Source organism: Phaeocystidibacter luteus (assembly GCF_008933115.1).
Classification (GTDB): Bacteria; Bacteroidota; Bacteroidia; order Flavobacteriales; family Schleiferiaceae; genus Phaeocystidibacter; species Phaeocystidibacter luteus.
The window spans coordinates 119,567-137,462 of the sequence record NZ_WBVO01000003.1 but is presented as its reverse complement, the minus strand read 5'-3'; the positions used below and the strand labels follow the sequence as shown (position 1 = coordinate 137,462).

Annotated in this window: 11 protein-coding genes; 6 read left to right on the top strand and 5 right to left on the bottom strand. The window is 47.0% G+C overall.

What is annotated here, in order from left to right; genetic code table 11:
* Positions 1-213: 213 nt before the first annotated feature.
* Positions 214-1,158 (bottom strand): T9SS type A sorting domain-containing protein, encoded by a 945-nt coding sequence (locus F8C67_RS05995; RefSeq protein ID WP_151666912.1) that lies wholly within the window; start codon positions 1,156-1,158, stop codon positions 214-216.
* 106 nt (positions 1,159-1,264) lie between these two features.
* Here F8C67_RS05995 and rlmN point away from each other — a divergent pair, with 106 nt between their 5' ends.
* Complete coding sequence (gene rlmN / locus F8C67_RS05990; RefSeq protein WP_151666911.1) at positions 1,265-2,314, top strand: 23S rRNA (adenine(2503)-C(2))-methyltransferase RlmN; 1,050 nt, start codon at positions 1,265-1,267, stop codon at positions 2,312-2,314.
* 95 nt (positions 2,315-2,409) lie between these two features.
* Entirely contained in the window at positions 2,410-2,835 is a 426-nt protein-coding gene (locus F8C67_RS05985; protein ID WP_151666910.1) for a lipocalin-like domain-containing protein, read from the top strand.
* Here the strand turns inward: F8C67_RS05985 and F8C67_RS05980 are convergent.
* The gene (locus tag F8C67_RS05980) at positions 2,832-3,359 is read right to left on the bottom strand and encodes a PaaI family thioesterase (protein ID WP_151666909.1); all 528 of its coding nucleotides are present in this window, start codon (positions 3,357-3,359) and stop codon (positions 2,832-2,834) included. The two genes, F8C67_RS05985 and F8C67_RS05980, sit on opposite strands and share 4 nt — an antisense overlap.
* 63 nt (positions 3,360-3,422) lie before the next feature.
* Here F8C67_RS05980 and F8C67_RS05975 point away from each other — a divergent pair, with 63 nt between their 5' ends.
* The 4 genes from F8C67_RS05975 to F8C67_RS05960 are packed head-to-tail and all read left to right on the top strand — an operon-like array spanning position 3,423 to position 8,640.
* Positions 3,423-3,938, top strand: coding sequence for a hypothetical protein (locus F8C67_RS05975; RefSeq protein ID WP_151666908.1), 516 nt, complete (start codon positions 3,423-3,425; stop codon positions 3,936-3,938).
* Positions 3,935-4,828: an ABC transporter ATP-binding protein gene (locus F8C67_RS05970; protein ID WP_151666907.1), complete on the top strand. Its 894-nt coding sequence runs from the start codon at positions 3,935-3,937 to the stop codon at positions 4,826-4,828. Before F8C67_RS05975 ends, F8C67_RS05970 begins: the two co-directional genes overlap by 4 nt.
* Positions 4,825-5,655: an ABC transporter permease gene (locus F8C67_RS05965; protein ID WP_151666906.1), complete on the top strand. Its 831-nt coding sequence runs from the start codon at positions 4,825-4,827 to the stop codon at positions 5,653-5,655. Before F8C67_RS05970 ends, F8C67_RS05965 begins: the two co-directional genes overlap by 4 nt.
* A gap of 60 nt (positions 5,656-5,715) precedes the next feature.
* On the top strand, positions 5,716-8,640 hold the full coding sequence (locus F8C67_RS05960) for a leucine--tRNA ligase (RefSeq protein WP_151666905.1): 2,925 nt from the start codon (positions 5,716-5,718) through the stop codon (positions 8,638-8,640).
* 65 nt (positions 8,641-8,705) lie between these two features.
* Here F8C67_RS05960 and F8C67_RS05955 read toward each other — a convergent pair whose 3' ends face one another.
* The 3 genes from F8C67_RS05955 to F8C67_RS05945 form a co-directional block, all read right to left on the bottom strand.
* Positions 8,706-9,254, bottom strand: a complete 549-nt coding sequence (locus F8C67_RS05955) for a hypothetical protein (RefSeq protein ID WP_151666904.1) — start codon at positions 9,252-9,254, stop codon at positions 8,706-8,708.
* A 1,209-nt stretch (positions 9,255-10,463) separates the two neighbouring features.
* Positions 10,464-14,888, bottom strand: coding sequence for a DUF5689 domain-containing protein (locus F8C67_RS05950; RefSeq protein WP_151666903.1), 4,425 nt, complete (start codon positions 14,886-14,888; stop codon positions 10,464-10,466).
* 150 nt (positions 14,889-15,038) lie between these two features.
* Positions 15,039-17,849, bottom strand: a complete 2,811-nt coding sequence (locus F8C67_RS05945) for a TonB-dependent receptor domain-containing protein (protein WP_151666902.1) — start codon at positions 17,847-17,849, stop codon at positions 15,039-15,041.
* Positions 17,850-17,896: the final 47 nt, after the last annotated feature.

Sequence of the window (17,896 nt, the reverse complement as noted above, 5' to 3'; positions counted from 1 at the left end):
ATTCGGGAGACTAATAGAGGGTTGGAGGGCCAGAGGGTTAGAGGGTTAGACTGGGAGACTGATGACCTTATTGGAATGGGCGTCCAGTGAAGCGGTGGCGATGTGGGAGGCTATTGAACGATTGGCGAGTAACCCTTTTTCGTAGTTGGCGGAATAAAAAAACTCCCCCAGCTTTCGCCAAGGGAGCTTCCTCTCTCTCTCAATTCTCACGAACTAATGCACTACGGGCAAACGTAGTGTTCTCTCTGACCCTTGAACGTTTACATTCAAGAGGTACAATCCTTCTGGCATCGAGGATACATTAAGTCTATCACTGAATCCTTCAGCCATTACTTTTCCAGTTAAATCTACCAATCGGTAGTGTACAAACTTGTCGAACTTCACCTCGTCATTCGCTGGTACCGGATATACGCGGAAGTCATCCGCGCTCATCTCTCCGAGACCTACACTGTTCGACATTTTCATGCTTCGTCCAGCTTGAAGGAGGTCGTCATTCGATTCTTGCAATAAAGCATAGGCGTAAATGGCATCTGGGTTCCAAGCGCCTCTTCTTTCAATTTTGTAAGTATAAACGATGGAGTCGTTCATCATTGGAGCGGTTTCCATCTGGTCATGAACGGCAAACTCACGGAACACATTCCTGTGTAGATCCTCGCCATTCGGTGCGTTATAATTAATGGTGTCTTCAGCCAATCCAACTGTAAGCTGATAAGATGAAGCTCCACTGCTCACCTTCTCAACTACCAAGCGAATCAAAACACTGTCGGCTGTAATCGTGTGCTGCATACGAACATCAAACTCCGAAGTCTGCCCTTGATACTGAGTGAAGAGCGTGTTGTCTCCAAAACTTTTATTGGTCACATCTCCATTTATCACGATGCGGGGTGTACCACCATAAATGCCGTAATGATTCGTTCTTGCATCATTTTCGCTAGAGTTGTGCTGGCTAAAAATGCATGAAGAATAAGGTGAGCTAGGGTGATACGCAATGTGCATCACACCACCTGTATTGTCAATGTTGGTGAACAACGCAGGATTTCGGCTCGAGCAAATTCCGCAACGCGAATTAGTGAAATGTTCCACTACAATTGCTTTCTGAACCTGAGCGGTTGAAGCAAGTGTAAGCAGACTAAATACGGAGAGTAAAATGTGTTTCATGGATATATTTTGAAGTTGGCCACAACTCTAATACGATGATCAACATCAATCCTTACGCTTTGTTTCAAACTTTCGTTGCCACGTAGGCTATTTGTACCTTTGCCCCATGGCAAAACAAGATATTCGAGCGTTATCCAGAGAAGAACTGAAAGCTTGGTTCACCGAGAACGGTCACCCTGCTTTCCGCGCCAACCAAGTTTACGATTGGCTGTGGAACAAATCGCACGTTCGTTTCGATGAGATGTCGAATATCTCCAAAGCCTTACGTGAAGAACTCGACGCCCATTTTGTCATCAACAATGTAGAGGTTGATCAAATGCAACGCAGTGTTGACGGCACCATAAAGAATGCCGTCAAACTTCACGACGGCCTCATCGTAGAGAGTGTTCTTATCCCCACCGAAAAGAGAATCACCGCCTGTGTTTCCTCCCAAGTGGGATGTAGTTTGGACTGTGATTTTTGCGCAACCGCTGGACTAAAACGCATGCGCAATCTCAACCCAGATGAGATCTATGACCAGGTTGTAGCCATTAAAAAAGAAGGAGAAAAATACTTCGATCGTCCGCTTACGAATATTGTGATGATGGGTATGGGCGAACCTCTACTCAACTACAAGAATGTAATTGCGGCATTGGATAAGGTCACCTCTCCGGAGGGACTTGGCATGGCAGCACGCCGCATCACGCTCAGCACCGTAGGCATTCCTAAACTCATCACTAAAATGGCTGACGACGGGGTCCGTTTTAATCTTGCGGTTTCCCTTCATTCAGCTATTCAGAGCACACGCGAACGCATCATGCCATTAGCTTCAAAAAACCACTTGGATGATCTGCTTGCCTCGCTTCAGCATTGGTACAAAGTAACTGGCAGGAAGGTGACCTTCGAGTTTGTAGTTTGGCGTGGTGTGAATGATACGGATGAAGAGATCGCCGCACTCGTTTCCTTCGTAAAGAAGGTTCCGTCCAAAGTGAACATCATTCAATACAACCCTATCGACAATGGTGATTACACCCAAGCTCCTCAAGAGCGCGTAGATGCCTACATCAAAGCTCTAGAAGATGTTGGGGTAATTGCAAAAGTTCGACAAAGCCGAGGACAGGATATCGATGCTGCATGTGGACAATTGGCGAATAAGACGGAGAGTGAGTTGATGTGAACACTTGAGGCAAAATAGAGCCTGATAAAATATGTGCGGGTCTGCGCTTGGAATATTTAACAATTCCTGTTTATTTTAACTCAAACTCGCTACCGATGAAACGTACACTTGGATGGATGAGCATTCTCCTGCTCACAGCTGCTTGCTCTAATGAATCTTTTGATGAATCCGACCTCACCGGCGCATGGCGTGGTCATGATGTTGAGATAGTTACAAGTGACCCGTCACTCGTCAGCATCTTCAAAAAGCAATACAGTCTTCACAAGTCTTCTGTTCTGAACTTCAGCGAAAACAAAACGTACAGTTTTCAAGAAATGACTACCCACACGAGCACCGATGGCAAGTGGTATGTCAATGATCAAAAACTATTGATTACCAACTTCGGAGACACCGTTGCGTATCAAATCGTGAAACTCACTGAAGATTCACTCATAACGAGTAGCACGGTTCATTTCGACAAGGCTGCAAATGGAGAAAAGCTGGAAGTTGAGATACTTCAAACGTACGCGAAGGCAGACTAGCGCTTTGCTCTTCTTTTGAAAGACCAGTGGAACGTGAATTCACTCACTACTGTTCCATCTGACATCTTGCCCACGGTTTTTACGGCAATGGTCTGCGCCTCATCTGACTGGCTTGCGGCTTCTATAACCTTACCGATTTCGTCGACTTGCTGACAAGTAAACACTACATCGCCCGTGGCCTTTGCTGGAAAAGATGCTGTGAAATCGATGACAATCCAAGCAATCGAAACATCGTGTTTCTTCATGTGAATCATGGCTGGCAGAGCCGTACTCATTTCGGCAGCCATACTTTGAACCGCGAAGTACATGCTTCGAAACGGATTTTTGTTCCGCTTTCGATACGGCATAGCAATCTGGCATTCCCGTTCATCAAACTTGATAAAACGCACTCCAGCGTGCGCTGCGGCAGGCACCATTTTCCTCGTAAAGAAGCGAAATGCCAGCTGATTATTTAATCTATTGATGAGCTTTTGTTGGTCTGGGGTCCATGTCATACCAGAAAGGTAGAAAATCCGTTCGTACATTTAACATCCCTTCTGCTACGAGAATATTCTGATATTCGTAATTCAACCTCTAACCGATAGACGATGCCCAAATACATCGCCATTCTTCTTTTTGCATGCCTGGCCGTCTCGTGCACCTCTGATTATCCTGATTTGGTCACGCCCGACATTCACGAAGAGTATACCAGAGTAGGAAACTTTTCCTATTTCTCACCAAGCATGATCATGGCCGCCTCCAACATGGATTCTTCAAGCTCCATGAGCGAGATGTTCGTCGGCATACACGATGCCTGCATGTACGACATAACTATGGAGCGCTTGGACTCAACCGAGTACTCCATCCCGACCGAAATCATGGAAAAAATTGATGCCATGGAGCTCGAGAGCTTGTTGCCACCTGTATACCGTGGCACCGGTTCATTTCAATTATTGGGAAACAAGTCAGACAACGGCCTCAATTATATCCTGATCGCCACTCAAAATGATGAGGGCTTGCACATCGTCGAATTGCGGGGTGACAACCTCCAGAACAAAATGTTGTCGCTCATGCGCGCTGGATTACAGTCAGGATCAACTAATCTTCTACCCTTCGGAAAATGAGCGTACTTACTACCACAGGACTAACGAAGGATTACGGTAGAATTCGAGCGGTCAACAAACTTGATTTAGACATTCCAGCGGGAACGGTATTCGGACTATTGGGACCTAACGGCAGTGGAAAAACCACAACGCTTGGCATGGTGCTCGGGGCCATTCGCCCTACCGAAGGCGACTTCCATTGGTTTGATGGCCAAACGGGATCGAAAGCGAGAAAACGAGTTGGTGCCATCCTTGAATACCCCGTGTTTTACCCCCACTTGTCAGGAGCACAGAACTTGAAAATTGCCGCATCGATAAAACAGAGCGGTGCAGACAGAATCGAGGAAGTTCTCGATTTTGTTGGGCTAGGAAAGCGAGGCAAAGATCCTTTTAAAGCCTACTCCCTTGGCATGAAACAGCGTTTGGCAATAGCATCTGCACTCGTTGGAGATCCGGAAGTTCTCATCCTTGACGAGCCTACGAATGGATTGGACCCAGAAGGAATTCACGACATCCGAGATCTTATCACACAAATTGCAGAAAGCGGAAAATCTATCGTGCTCGCTTCACACCTGCTCGATGAAGTACAACGTGTTTGTAAAGATTACGCGGTCCTGAAACGAGGAACCTGCATTCACAAGGGGAACGTGAAAGAAGACCTATCTGGAAACGGCGGATGGGAGATATCTTCATCGGATCTCGAGAAACTCGCAGTTTCCGCCCGTGAAATCAACTTCATTACAGAGGTTGAGAAACAAGAAGATTCACTTCTCATTCAAGTGGGTGACGATGTTGATGGCCAAACGATTAATCGTGCATTCATCGACAAACAGATTGTTTTGGGCCAAATCTCTGAGCGCCGCAACACCCTTGAAGAAAAATTCCTCGAACTCTTGAAAAGCAACCAATGATCAGATTATTCTACATCGAATGGCTGAAGATTTCTCGTTCGAGATACTTCAAGTGGATGATGGGACTATGGCTATTCGCCTTCTTGGTTGTCCCATTCGGAATCGACCAGTTCCTCTCATGGATTAACGATAGTTCTGACTTTATCTCTACCGATTTAGGGGTGAAGCCAGAAGACTTTCCGGTATTCTACTTTATTGACATTTGGCACAACTTGAGCTACATATACAAGCTCATCACACCGCTCCTGTGCATCATTGTCATTGTGAATGTAGGGCAAGAATGGGAGGAGAAAACCATTCGCCAAAACGTGATTGATGGACTGAGTAGAACCGAATACTTTTTCTCGAAAGTTATTCTACTTGCCTTTTTGAGCTTCTTGAGTTTCACACTGCTCCTCATCCTCGGGTTAGTTCTCGGAGGGGCCATGTCGGGCGGTTTCTCTTGGAATGAAATCGTTTCTCACATTGATTTCCTCTTCGCCTATTGGCTGCACATTTTCCTACATCTAAACATTGCCATGCTGGCGATAAACTTGATGCGAAAAGTTGGCCTCACTATTCTGATTTTCCTGCTCTACATGTACTTCATAGAGCCTGTGGCTTGGGGCATTTTGGGATTCATGCACGCAAAACAGGGATGGGCAGATTTGGCCGTGTTCTTACCGATTGATGCTTCATGGAGTTTGATTCCTTCTCCCCTTGGAAAGTACATCACTTGGTATGTGCACGAACATGTCCAATGGTCGAACGTATACCCTGCCCTTGCCTGGTTGGGAATCACCTTACTGGCGAATGCGCGCTTGATGATTAGCAGAGACCTCCGATAGTCTCAAAACGCTTGAGCATCCGTTAGGAAAGCTCTATTTTCGCGGTCACAATTGACAACAATGGAGAACCATCGCGAGATAGACCAAAAGTGGCAGCAGTACTGGGCAGCCAACAATACGTACGCAGCAGAAGATCATTCGAGTAAACCTAAGTTTTATGTGCTCGACATGTTCCCCTATCCTTCCGGAGCAGGATTGCACGTTGGTCACCCTCTAGGCTACATTGCCAGCGATATTTACGCGCGCTACAAGCGTCACAAAGGATTCAACGTTCTCCATCCTATGGGATACGACTCATTTGGTCTTCCCGCTGAGCAGTATGCCATCCAAACGGGTCAGCATCCTGCAATTACCACAGAGGCGAACATTACGCGTTATCGCCAGCAGCTCGACCGAATCGGATTTAGCTTTGATTGGAACCGCGAGGTACGCACGAGTGACCCCAAGTTCTATAAATGGACGCAGTGGATTTTCATTCAGCTCTTTCATTCTTGGTACGATACCGAGATGGACAAGGCTCGTCCGATTCAAGAATTAGAAGCCCACTTCGAGGCTTTGGGGACAGCGAATCTACATGCTCATTGCGACGAAGAGCTGAGCTTTTCGGCAAGCGAATGGCAAGCTAAGAATGAATCCGAGCGGAGCGAGATTCTACTCAATTACCGACTGGCCTATCGCTCAGAGAGCATGGTTAATTGGTGCCCAGAATTGGGAACAGTGCTCGCAAACGACGAGGTCAAAGACGGCGTTTCCGAACGAGGCGGATTCCCTGTTATTCAAAAGAAAATGATGCAATGGAGCATGCGTATTTCTGCATATGCGGAACGTTTGCTTCAAGGCTTGAACGATATAGAATGGTCGGAAGCCCTCAAAGAAACACAGCGTAACTGGATTGGAAAATCAAAAGGCGCGAGTGTTCAATTCGCAGTGGATGGCCACGATGCGAACGTGGAGGTGTTTACTACTCGTCCTGATACCATCTTTGGGGTAACCTTCATGGTGTTGGCTCCAGAGCACGACTTGGTTGATGTGATTACTACGGATGAACAGCGTTCGGAAATAGACGCCTATGTAGAAGCCGCAGCTCGTAAAAGTGAGCGCGACCGTATGACGGATACGAAAACCGTTTCGGGTGCATTCACAGGCGCTTACGTAATACATCCATTCAGCGGAGCGAAAGTTCCCATTTGGATTGGCGATTACGTGCTTGCAAACTACGGTACGGGTGCTGTGATGGCGGTGCCAGGTCACGATAGTAGAGACCACGCTTTCGCAAAGCACTTCGACCTACCCATCGTCCAAGTTGTAGAAGGCGGAAACATTGAAGAAGAAGCCGTTGATGCGAAAGAGGGCAAGGTGATGAACAGCGATTTCCTCAATGGACTTGAGGTGAAGGATGCTATTGCGAAAGCCATTTCTGAAATTGAAGCGAAGGGCATTGGAACTGGACAGACCAACTATCGCTTGCGCGACGCCATCTTTGGTCGCCAACGCTATTGGGGCGAGCCGATTCCGGTATATTACGAAAACGGAATTCCAAAGACACTTTCTGAAGATCAATTGCCATTGACCTTACCCGAGGTGGATAAATACTTGCCAACGGAAGATGGCGAACCGCCGTTGGCCCGAGCGACGAATTGGCACACGGCTGATGGACATCCTCTTGAGACCACCACCATGCCTGGTTGGGCTGGAAGTAGTTGGTATTTCTTGCGTTACATGGATGCCGGAAACAAGGAGGAGTTTGCATCATCAGACAAGGTAAACTACTGGCAGAATGTGGACCTCTACATGGGAGGTTCGGAACACGCTACGGGTCACCTACTTTACTCTCGCTTCTGGCACAAATTCTTGGCAGATAGAGGATTTGTAAACACTCAGGAGCCGTTTCAAAAATTGGTAAACCAAGGGATGATTCAAGGGGTGAGTGGATACATGTACAGAGTAATTAAGAATGCAGTTCTATGGACTGACTCTTCTTCCGATGATGCTACTCTACTGAACCCTTCTGATTTCGATATTTTCATTGATCGAGATGCACAAAAGGCCTTGATCAACAAAGAAGATTGGATACTTGAAAGGATCAATAAGATTTTTGCGGAAGAGATATCGGAACAACTCCAAGGTGGACAAACACGAGAAGAATTCAAGGTCATTTCAAAACCGCAAGATGTTCGCATTTTTAATTCATTCTTTGATGACATTACTGATATCGTAGATACCGAAAAACTCGAACGCGAGGAGCTCAATAACACTGGTAAGAGAAACTACTTCATCAGCAAAGGATCGGAGTTCTATGCTCAACGAATAGTGGAAAAAATGTCAAAACGCTGGGGTAATGTGGTTAACCCAGATGACATGGTCGACCAATATGGTGCCGACGTCTTCCGCATGTACGAAATGTTCCTTGGTCCGATTGAACAATCGAAGCCATGGGACACGAAAGGAATCACTGGAGTTTCCAACTTCCTTCGCAAATTGACCCGACTCTTTGAGAACCTGAATGATGATAAGCCATCAGCAGATGAACTCAAGACGTTGCACAAGACCATCAAAAAGGTGAATGAGGACATTGAGAACTTCTCCTTCAACACTTCCGTAAGTGCCTTTATGATTTGTGTAAACGAGCTCACTGATGCCAAATGTGGTAAGCGCGAGATCCTAGAACCGTTGACCATCTTACTTTCGCCATTTGCCCCACACACAGCAGAGGAGCTTTGGGTAAAATTAGGTCACGAGCCAAGTGTAACGCAGCAGAGCTATCCGGAGCACAACGAAGAATTCTTAGTTGAGAGCAGCATCGAGTATCCGGTGCAATTCAATGGGAAGACTCGTTTCAATATCGCCGTGGCTGCTGATCTCGATAGAAAAGGGATTGAAGAGGCTGTATTGGCCGATGAGCGCAGCGCCAAGTGGACGGAAGGAAAGACCATCCGCAAGGTGATTGTGGTACCTGGCAGGATTGTGAATATCGTTGTAGGATAAGGAGGTGACAGGCCTCAGCCTTAAAGCTATGGGCTGGGGGCTTGTTGGACTGAATCGGTTTCACTCTAGAAGGCGAAGCTTCCGCCGATCACCACTTGTGATTGGTCGCGAATACCTGATTCAAGATACACTCCCCAGCTATCGTTTATCCAATAGCGGATGCCACCTTGCATGGCGTAGTCCCACGAACTGAGGTCTACCGAGTCATAGTCGTGAAAAAAATATCCATAGCCGGCTCCGAAGTAAACGTCTAGCGGAAATTCTCGGCTGAACCAAGAAATAGGATGCAGATCGATTCGCGGGTAGAAACTGTACACGTTGAAGTCGATGGTTTCCTCGCAACCAGTTCGGCAAAACCCATAATTTGGATCAACAAAACTTATTAAAGTGATGGTTCGAGTATACGTCCCAACTTGCATGGCCACTGAAACTCCAGGCAATGCGCTGTGCTGATATTGAAAGCCAATCCCCCCGGAGAAACCCAAATTACTCCAAGTCCATTTAGGTGCTACGCCAGCATACGTCGATGCGACAAAGTTCTTTCCAGACAACGTTTGGGAATATCCTGGAGTGGACAATAGTGCGAACAGCACAATAGAGAGAAGCTTTTTCATGCGATGAGAGTTTGGACAAAACTAACAAAGTCCACAGAATAATATATAAACGGACTTTAGAATAGCCCTTGAAAGACTTCAAGCTAACGGTTGGTGTTTGCCTCGACAATCTAACCCTCTCCCGAATCGGCTGCGCCTCTCGGGATACCTCCCTTCGGTCGGTACATCAGCCCATCAATCAAAGTGTCTGACCCTCTAACAGTCTAACAGTCTCCGCATAGCGTGCGCCTCACGGGACACCCCTTCCAGTAAGGTCATCAGTCTGCCAGTCTAACCCTCTGGCCATCGAACCCTCTAACCCTCCTCCTGTGGGGGCCCCAACCCCACCCCATGTGGCGAAGTTCAATTCTTTTAGTGACATTCTAACTGATCTCACGTGGACTTCTGGTGGACAACTTCATCCGAATCATGGACAAAAAGAGGACAACTCCTCGAAGTGAATAACTATCCGATTGTAAACGTTTACAATCCGACTAACGGCTTCTAGATTCGTAGCTTGAGGACGGGGTGGGGCAATCAGCCCCCATTCTTTACTGTCGTGGTTCAACCAGCAGTATCATAGTCTCCCACTTCGGCACCGCTTCACTGGGCGCCCCCTCCAATAAGGTCATCAGTCTGCCAGTCTAACCCTCTAACAGTCTCCGCATAGCGTGCGCCTCACGGGACACCCCTTCCAGTAAGGTCATCAGTCTGCTAGTCTAACCCTCTGGCCATCTAACCCTCTAACCCTCCTCCTGTGGGGGCCCCAACCCCACCCCATGTGGCGAAGTTCAATTCTTTTAGTGACATTCTAACTGATCTCACGTGGACTTCTGGTGGACAACTTCATCCGAATCATGGACAAAAAGAGGACAACTCCTCGAAGTGAATAACTATCCGATTGTAAACGTTTACAATCCGACTAGCGGCTTCTGGATTCGTAGCTTGAGGACGGGGCGGGGCAATCAGCCCCCATTCTTTACTGTCGTGGTTCAACCAGCAGTATCATAGTCTCCCACTTCGGCACCGCTTCACTGGGCGCCCCCTCCAATAAGGTCATCAGTCTGCCAGTCTAACCCTCTGGCCATCTAACCCTCTAGCAGTCCAACCCTCTCCCGAATCGGCTGCGCCTCTCGGGATACCTCCCTTCGGTCGGTACATCAGTCCAAAACTCAAAAAAAAAGCCGCCCCAGTTTCCCGGAGCGGCTTCCCTAAATGTTTGTCTGCAGATTACTGAAGAATCACGCGAACTGTGCGTTGCGCATCTCCTGATTCAATCTGTAGCATGTAAACACCTGCATCGAACTTCGCCAAGTCCATGTTGAGGAGTGTTTCTTCTGTTTGAAGAACCTCTACAACCGCACCGCGAATGTCCATCAACGTAATTGCCTTCACGCCTTCGAATGGCATGTCAACAAAGATGTTCTGAACAGCAGGGTTAGGATAGATACGAATGCTGCTCAATTGTGCCTCAGCGAGACCAATACCTGGAGCAACGTTACCCGGAGAACCAACATCACCACCATCAGCAGTGTGCGCTCCGTTTGTTCCATCAACTGCAAATCCTACAAAGGCACATGCAGTGTCGAATTCTAGCGACTGACCTGGAAGGGTACTGTTGTAATCTACCTTACAGATCTCAATCACATTAGAAGAGCTGTCGTACAACACTACCGCGTCGCTTGTAGAGCTCAATCCTGGGAATGAACCATTGAGTAGTTCGTCAACCGCTACGATCTGTGGTGCACCGTTCACGATGTTCCAGTTCTGAATCCAAGCAGCCTCGTCAGCAGCAGTTCCTTCGAACACGATGATAGCTTCACCTGGAGCAATGCTCACGTTTGGAAGTACATTCAATCCGTCGATTTCGCTGTTGTCGTCGAACGAGAAGTTCTCAAGGTTGTACGTTTCGGTAGTCGAGTAGTTCGTAATCTCGAACCAATCGAAGTTCAAACCATTCGGATCATTTGAGTTCGCCATCACTTCAGAAATGTGAAGGTCATACGTTGGCGGCTCAGGAAGGATGATATCCATCAAGTAGCGTGGCAACAACTGGTAACCGTCACAACGTGGTGTGCTGTTATCAAACTGACCACCAATACCGATTACGTCGAACTTGCCAATTGGCGCAGGTGTACCCGAGATATTCACGTCAGAGTCGATACGCATAGTGATGGTATCAGTTCCGTTAGTAATATCTGCGTTGAATGAACCTGTCAAGCTCCACTGTGATGGGTCAACCAATTCGGCGTTGTTAAATCGAACCAATTCAGATTCTGTAGTCTCATCCAAAGAAGTGATAACTACCGGAGTTGGCAATGTAGACCCGCTCTTCAATACACGAATTGAATCTGGGTAGATTTGGGCAAGGCCGTTGAACTCATCAAGCTCACCCACAAGTGTGATTGAATCACCTTCGTTCACTGTGAAGTTCAAACCTCCGGCAAATACACCGAAGCCTTCACCGTCCCAAATGGTAAATGCACTGTTCGAAGAAGCTGCACCCTGAAGGTCAACCCCAACTACTACTGCATTCAATCTAACATAAGAAAGGAGTGAGTCGATAGCACAGTCAGCATCTCTACCGTCAATCTGATCGATTGTGTAAGTTGGAATGAAGATGTCGTTGTCGATTACCTCGAAACGCATGCTGTCGATAATACCAGCTGTCAATCCAGAAGAAACGGAGTTGATCGTGATATCGATGTACTCGTTGCTTTCTGTGATGATGTCATCCACGATGCTCACTTGGAAGCTCACTGTATCACCGTTAGCTGGTACGTTCAATGTGAAGATACCCGTAGTGATATTTGGCATAGGAGTGATGCTACCATCGCCTGGAATTGTAACGCCAGGTCCGAGTGTAACTTGAAGATCAACCGTTTCAGCAGTACCTACGGTTGGGTTGATGTAAAGATCAACGTCAACCGTACCCGCGCTTTCTGAAACGCTCACCAAAGAGGATACGAAGTTCACAGTTGGCGTAGTAGGCGCAACTAGAATGATATCATTCGTATCACGCGGAAGAATCTGGTATCCGCTTGTGTACGGATTGCTGTTATCGAACTGGCTTCCCGCACCGATTACGTCGAACGCACCAGATGGAGCAGGGAACGTACCGAAGTTGGCATCAGAATCAATACGCATCGTGTACGTATTCGTACCGTCTGTGATGTCCACATTGAATGAACCAGAAGTCTGCCATTGCGATGGGTTAACCAATGAAACATTGTTCATTCTGATAAACTCACCTTCTGTCATTTCACCAAGTGTGGTAACTACAGTTGGACCATTAATCGTTCCTGTACCGAGTGTAATGATAGTATCTGGTTGAACTTCGATGAGACCGTTGAACTGAGTAACAGTACCGATGATTTCCAAACTGTCTCCACGCATTGGAGTCAAGTAGTTTGGCTGATCAGCGAAGTCCCAAACGTTTACGCCACCTGTAGCATCTTGAATAAAGAAGCTATAGCCAGTATTTCCGTCAAAGTCGTCTGTAAATACAACACCGCGAATAGCTACGGTATCGCCGTCACGCAGAGCCAATCCGTTTGCGTCTGCTGGATCAACAGTAACAATTGGATCAATAGAGCGAACCGCACCAGCAGGAATAATATCCGCTGTAAAGCGAGGAAGAATCTGATAACCTGAAGTGTAAGGGTTGCTGCTGTCGAACTGACTACCAACACCAATCACGTCAAACGTACCTGTTGGAGCAGGTGTACCGTGAATGTTCACGTCGCTGTCGATACGCATTGTGAATGTGTTCGTTCCGTCAGTGATGTCCACGTTGAATGACCCACCAGAAGTAGACCATTGTGAAGGTGTTGCGAGTGTCATGCCGTTCATACGGATGAATTCGCTCTCTGTAGATTCGTCCAAAGTCGTTACAACCAACGGCGCTCCGACATTCTTGCCTGAAGCGATCAACTGAATGCTATCAGGAACGATTTCAGTAAGACCGTTGAACTGATCAACTCTACCCCATACTCGGATAGAGTCGCCGAGGTTCACCTGGTAACCAGAAACATCGTTGAAGTTGAAGATGTTGATTCCACCGGTAGCATCCTGCATAAAGAAGGAATAACCCGTGTTTCCGTCGTAGTCAACCGTAAATACAGTACCTGTTGCAAGAACCGTATCACCATCGTGCGAAGCAACACCGTTAGCGTCTACCGCATTGATTGTGTCGAGAGAAACATAGTGGTAGGCGATGTCTTCCGCAATTCTAGGGAAGATTTGATATCCTGAAGTGTAAGGGCTGCTGCCATCAAACTGACCGCCAACACCAATCACATCGAACATACCTGTTGGTACCGGAGTTCCTGCAATTTCGCAGTCGCTGTCGATACGCATAGTGAACGTATTCGTACCGTCCGTAATATCTACGTTGAATGATCCACCTGAAGTAGACCATTGGGATGGGTTCGCAATCATCATGTTGTTCATGCGAATGAAGCTGCTTTCCGTAGTCTCGTCAAGCGTTGTAACAACCATTGGCATTCCTACGCTATTACCGGTAGAAACTAGGTTGATTGAATCTGCAAAGATTTCAGTAAGACCGTTGAAGAAGTCTACGCGACCAAATACTTCGATGCTATCCCCAATTTGTGGGTTGGTGTAGTTTGGAAGGTCATTGAAATTGAAAATGTTGATACCGTCAGTTCCATCTTGAATGTAGAACGAGTATCCTGCGCTTCCGTCGTAATCGATAGTGAAGACCGTTCCTCCAACATAAACGGTATCGCCGTCACGCGTTGGCACATTGTTCATATCGTTAGGAGTGATAGCTGAAATCGGCTCAAGTGGAACTGGAGGTCCCTGAGCGATTCTAACATTATCGATACCTGCGTAATCGGTACCGCCATTTTGGTAGCCGATAATCTGAAGGCGAACGTACTGCGCGCTAGCCGGGATCTGTACAGATTCAGTAATCCAACCTTGAGAGTCTTTGGTCAATTGAGTGGCTGGACCCCAAGTAGTACCGTTGTCGAATTCGAGGATATAACGAAGTGAATCCGAGCTGTCGAAACCGATTGTGTAGTAGTCGAACTCAACATATCCGTTGGTTACACCGCTCACATCTACAGGATCAAACTCCAAGATGTGGTCGAATGCTCCACCGCCGTTTCCGTTATTGAGGTCTTGCATTCCCCAGAACATAGATCCGTCGCTAGGAGAGATAGAAGACAAGCTAGAAACAATATCCCAGATATCGCCTGAAGTATTGTATGTCGCCGGAGTGTTGGTGTAAGTCCATGTATCAGAACCTTCAAAACTCTGACTTACCATTCCAGAAAGTGGCGGAGTTACCGCGTTTACTGTGATGGTGCCTACCATACCCAAACCTACGTGTGGTGTGCAATCGTAGTCGTAGGTACCCGGTGTATTAAATACAAATTGGTACATCCAAGGAGCCGAAGCTGCCGCTCCGTTTCCAAACCCTACTGGGTTGTTAGGATATGAACTGGTGGTTCCGTCCACATTGTGGAATCCGGAAACGCAATCAAAATAAACAGTATCACCCTGGTTAATAGTAAGTGCCGACGGACTAAAGTTGTTGCCGCCAGAGCCTACCAACACAGTGTGACCTGTCTGTGCCAAGGCAAAGATGCTTAGGCTGGTCAAAAGTAGTGTGTATAACTTCCTCATCAGTTGGATTTTATAATGCCCCCAAATATACGAGACAGAATCGTCGGAAACCACTTACTTACTGTTACGTGAAGTTTAAAAGTTCACAAAAAAGAAAGTCCCGCGTTAAATGCGGGACTTACTCATTAGTGTGCTTAGGTTTTGTGTTGTCTAGAAACGGTAGCCGTATTTCAAGCTAATTCCAACTCCTGGAAGGAAGCGGGAGTACGTTTCATCTTGTGCGCGGAACGAACGATATACGTTGTGACGCTCACCGTTTAATGCGTTGTTAACACCCAAGGTGATTCTGTGTCTTGATTCTTCACCAAAGTCCATGAACGCGTTGAAGTTCAAGCTGTGGAAAGGAACCGTGTACACATCTGGAACACGACCAGATCCTACAATCGCTAGGAAAGTTCCCTGAACGTTATAAGCTGCGCTCAAATTCAATCCCGATTCAGGGTGAGCATAGTTCAAATTCAAGTTCAAGGTGTACGGAGCCTGACCAGCCATCGGACGGTATTCTTTCAATTCTTCACCGTCGCGCAAGTTAGCCTGACGAAGTTCGAATTCAGTTTGACCATTTGCGTCAACAATTACACTGTGAAGGTCAACGCGTGATTCAACATACGAGAAGTTACCACCCAACTTGAAGTTCTTCAGAGACTCCGCAAGGAATTCAAGTGATTTGCTGATTTCAACCTCAGCTCCAAACACGGTTGAGCTTCCTGCATTTCGAGGAGTAATGTTATCCGGAGCGGTTTGGAACGACACAAGCTCGATGTGGTTCTCAAAAGTCTTGTAGAAACCTGATACCGCAAAGAGGTCAGCTCCTTCGAAGAACCATTCGTAACGCAAGTCGAAGTTGTTAACGTTCGTTTGCTCTAGATCGAGGTTACCGATGAAGGTACGCTTCGTAAGCGGGTCGAAAATCTGAGCTGCAGACTTCTCCTTAAATGAAGGACGCGCCAAAGTCATCGAGTAAGATGCACGAAGCTTCATGCTCTCGTTCAAATCGTATACTAAAGCAGCACTTGGCAAGAAGTTCAACTCATTGAGCGTATTCGCATTGTTGAACTGCTCGTAGCTCGGACCAGGCTGTGTTTCTCCTGTGTAGTACATCAAGCCTTGCTCCACACGCAATCCGTAAATCGCCTTGATACGAGTTGAGAGATAGTGCTCATTCAATACGTATGCAGAGAAGATGTTTTGTGATGATGTGAAGGCATTCGAAGGTTCGAAGTTATAGCGAACGTAGGTGCCATCTGGATTCACATCAGAGAAGATGTTCTCTTCTTCAAAGAACCAGTTTGGATCCTCGCTGATGTTTGAAGTCTCGCGACGGCGGAAGTTTGCGTTGTAAATCACGAAGTCACGTGATTTGAAATCAACTACACCACCGAAGCTAACTTTTCCTCCTTCGCCGTAATTGCGGCTAACGTCAGCTCTAAAGCTCTCGTTCCATTCGTTCAAATCTCTCCAGAAACGGTTGATACCTGCTCCATCACCCACGCTGAGTGTTGGTGAGCCGCTAGTGTAAGAAATCGATGTGGTGCGAAAATCAGGGTCGTATACTCTAGAAACTGTAAATGAGTTTCTCCACTCAAGCTTCCAGTTGTCATCAAGCTGGTGCTTACCGATCAACATGTTGTTGGTCAATGAACGCTGAGTATACGTGAGGATTTCTTCGCGAAGAAGTGCACCTGTTTGGTTGTAGTTCTGAGACCAACGCTGTGATGCTGAAGACTCACCACCTTGGCTGTGAAGTAGAAGAACCTCGAGTGAGTTTGTTCCCCATTTCATGGCACCGGAACCGAGCGCACTCCAAAGTACAGAGCGTTGTCCGAGGTTACCCTCACGACCTTCGTCTTGGAAGAGCTCGTAGTTCTCGCTACCAACTGGCTTCAAGAACACATTTGAAACATACTCGTCGTAGTATGTATTCTGAATCTGGTAGTTCATTACGAAGTTGTACCCGTAGGTTACATTCTCCGTATTGATTTGGTCACCCGTATTGAAACTCAAGCTGAAGTTCGGAAGCGCAAGCGCACTTTCCGCGGCCATAGTCTTACCAAAGCTATTGGTAAGGTCGGTAGAACGTGGGTACGTTGGGTTAGCCGGAACGTCTTCATATTGAGAAAGTGGGAATGCACGGGTACCGTCGTCGAACCCGGCCCAGTCAAAATTACCACCATCATAAAGGATGAAATCACTGTTGAAGTGCATCGCTGGGAAATAGGTTGCACCAACACTGATCTGAGTAGTTGGAACTTCAGGGAACGACTTGGTTTCAACATTCACCAAACCACCTGTGAAGTCACCGTATAGGTTGGCTGAGAACGTCTTGTAAATCATTACGTTCTCGAGTGTTTTCGTAGGGAAGATGTCAATTTGAACAGAGTTCTTATCTGGGTCGAGACCCGGAATCGTCATTCCATTCAAAGTTGTTTTGGTGTAACGGTCGCCAAGACCACGTACATAAACGTACTTTCCGTCTTGTACAGAAACACCGGTTACACGGCCAATCGCACCACTAAGGTTACTATCGCCGATTTTTCTAAAGGTTTGTGATGATAGACCGTCCATCACATTAGACGTGTTCTTTCTTTCAAGAACGAGTCCTACTTCGCTGTTGCGAGTAGCTTGAACAACGATGTCTACGTCACCAATCACTTGTGATCCGGATTGTAGAACCGCGTCCTGAATAGTTACTTCACCTTCCAAAATGGTAACGTTGGCTACAACGGGTTGCATACCGAACATGGTATAGCGCACATTGTACGTACCGGCTGGAAGAGTGATTGAATAGTTGCCGTCAAAGTCTGTCAGGCCTTTGATAGCTGTTCCCTCAATCTCAACGGTTGCGTTTACGGCTGGCTCGCCATAATCTTGATCTACAACTGTTCCGCGAAGGAAACCGTCCTGTGCGTTTCCAAGTAGCGCGGTGAGAACTAGAGTGAGGGTGAAAATTGCCTTCTTCATTCCTTTTCTAATTGAAAAAGACCTACCGCGGCACGAGTCCGCGATAG

Bases quoted from the DNA above. Each gene is read 5' to 3' on its own strand.
- F8C67_RS05995 (WP_151666912.1), bottom strand. From the start codon at position 1,158: ATGAAACACATTTTACTCTCCGTATTTAGTCTGCTTACACTTGCTTCA.
- rlmN (WP_151666911.1), top strand. From the start codon at position 1,265: ATGGCAAAACAAGATATTCGAGCGTTATCCAGAGAAGAACTGAAAGCT.
- F8C67_RS05985 (WP_151666910.1), top strand. From the start codon at position 2,410: ATGAAACGTACACTTGGATGGATGAGCATTCTCCTGCTCACAGCTGCT.
- F8C67_RS05980 (WP_151666909.1), bottom strand. From the start codon at position 3,359: ATGTACGAACGGATTTTCTACCTTTCTGGTATGACATGGACCCCAGAC.
- F8C67_RS05975 (WP_151666908.1), top strand. From the start codon at position 3,423: ATGCCCAAATACATCGCCATTCTTCTTTTTGCATGCCTGGCCGTCTCG.
- F8C67_RS05970 (WP_151666907.1), top strand. From the start codon at position 3,935: ATGAGCGTACTTACTACCACAGGACTAACGAAGGATTACGGTAGAATT.
- F8C67_RS05965 (WP_151666906.1), top strand. From the start codon at position 4,825: ATGATCAGATTATTCTACATCGAATGGCTGAAGATTTCTCGTTCGAGA.
- F8C67_RS05960 (WP_151666905.1), top strand. From the start codon at position 5,716: ATGGAGAACCATCGCGAGATAGACCAAAAGTGGCAGCAGTACTGGGCA.
- F8C67_RS05955 (WP_151666904.1), bottom strand. From the start codon at position 9,254: ATGAAAAAGCTTCTCTCTATTGTGCTGTTCGCACTATTGTCCACTCCA.
- F8C67_RS05950 (WP_151666903.1), bottom strand. From the start codon at position 14,888: ATGAGGAAGTTATACACACTACTTTTGACCAGCCTAAGCATCTTTGCC.
- F8C67_RS05945 (WP_151666902.1), bottom strand. From the start codon at position 17,849: ATGAAGAAGGCAATTTTCACCCTCACTCTAGTTCTCACCGCGCTACTT.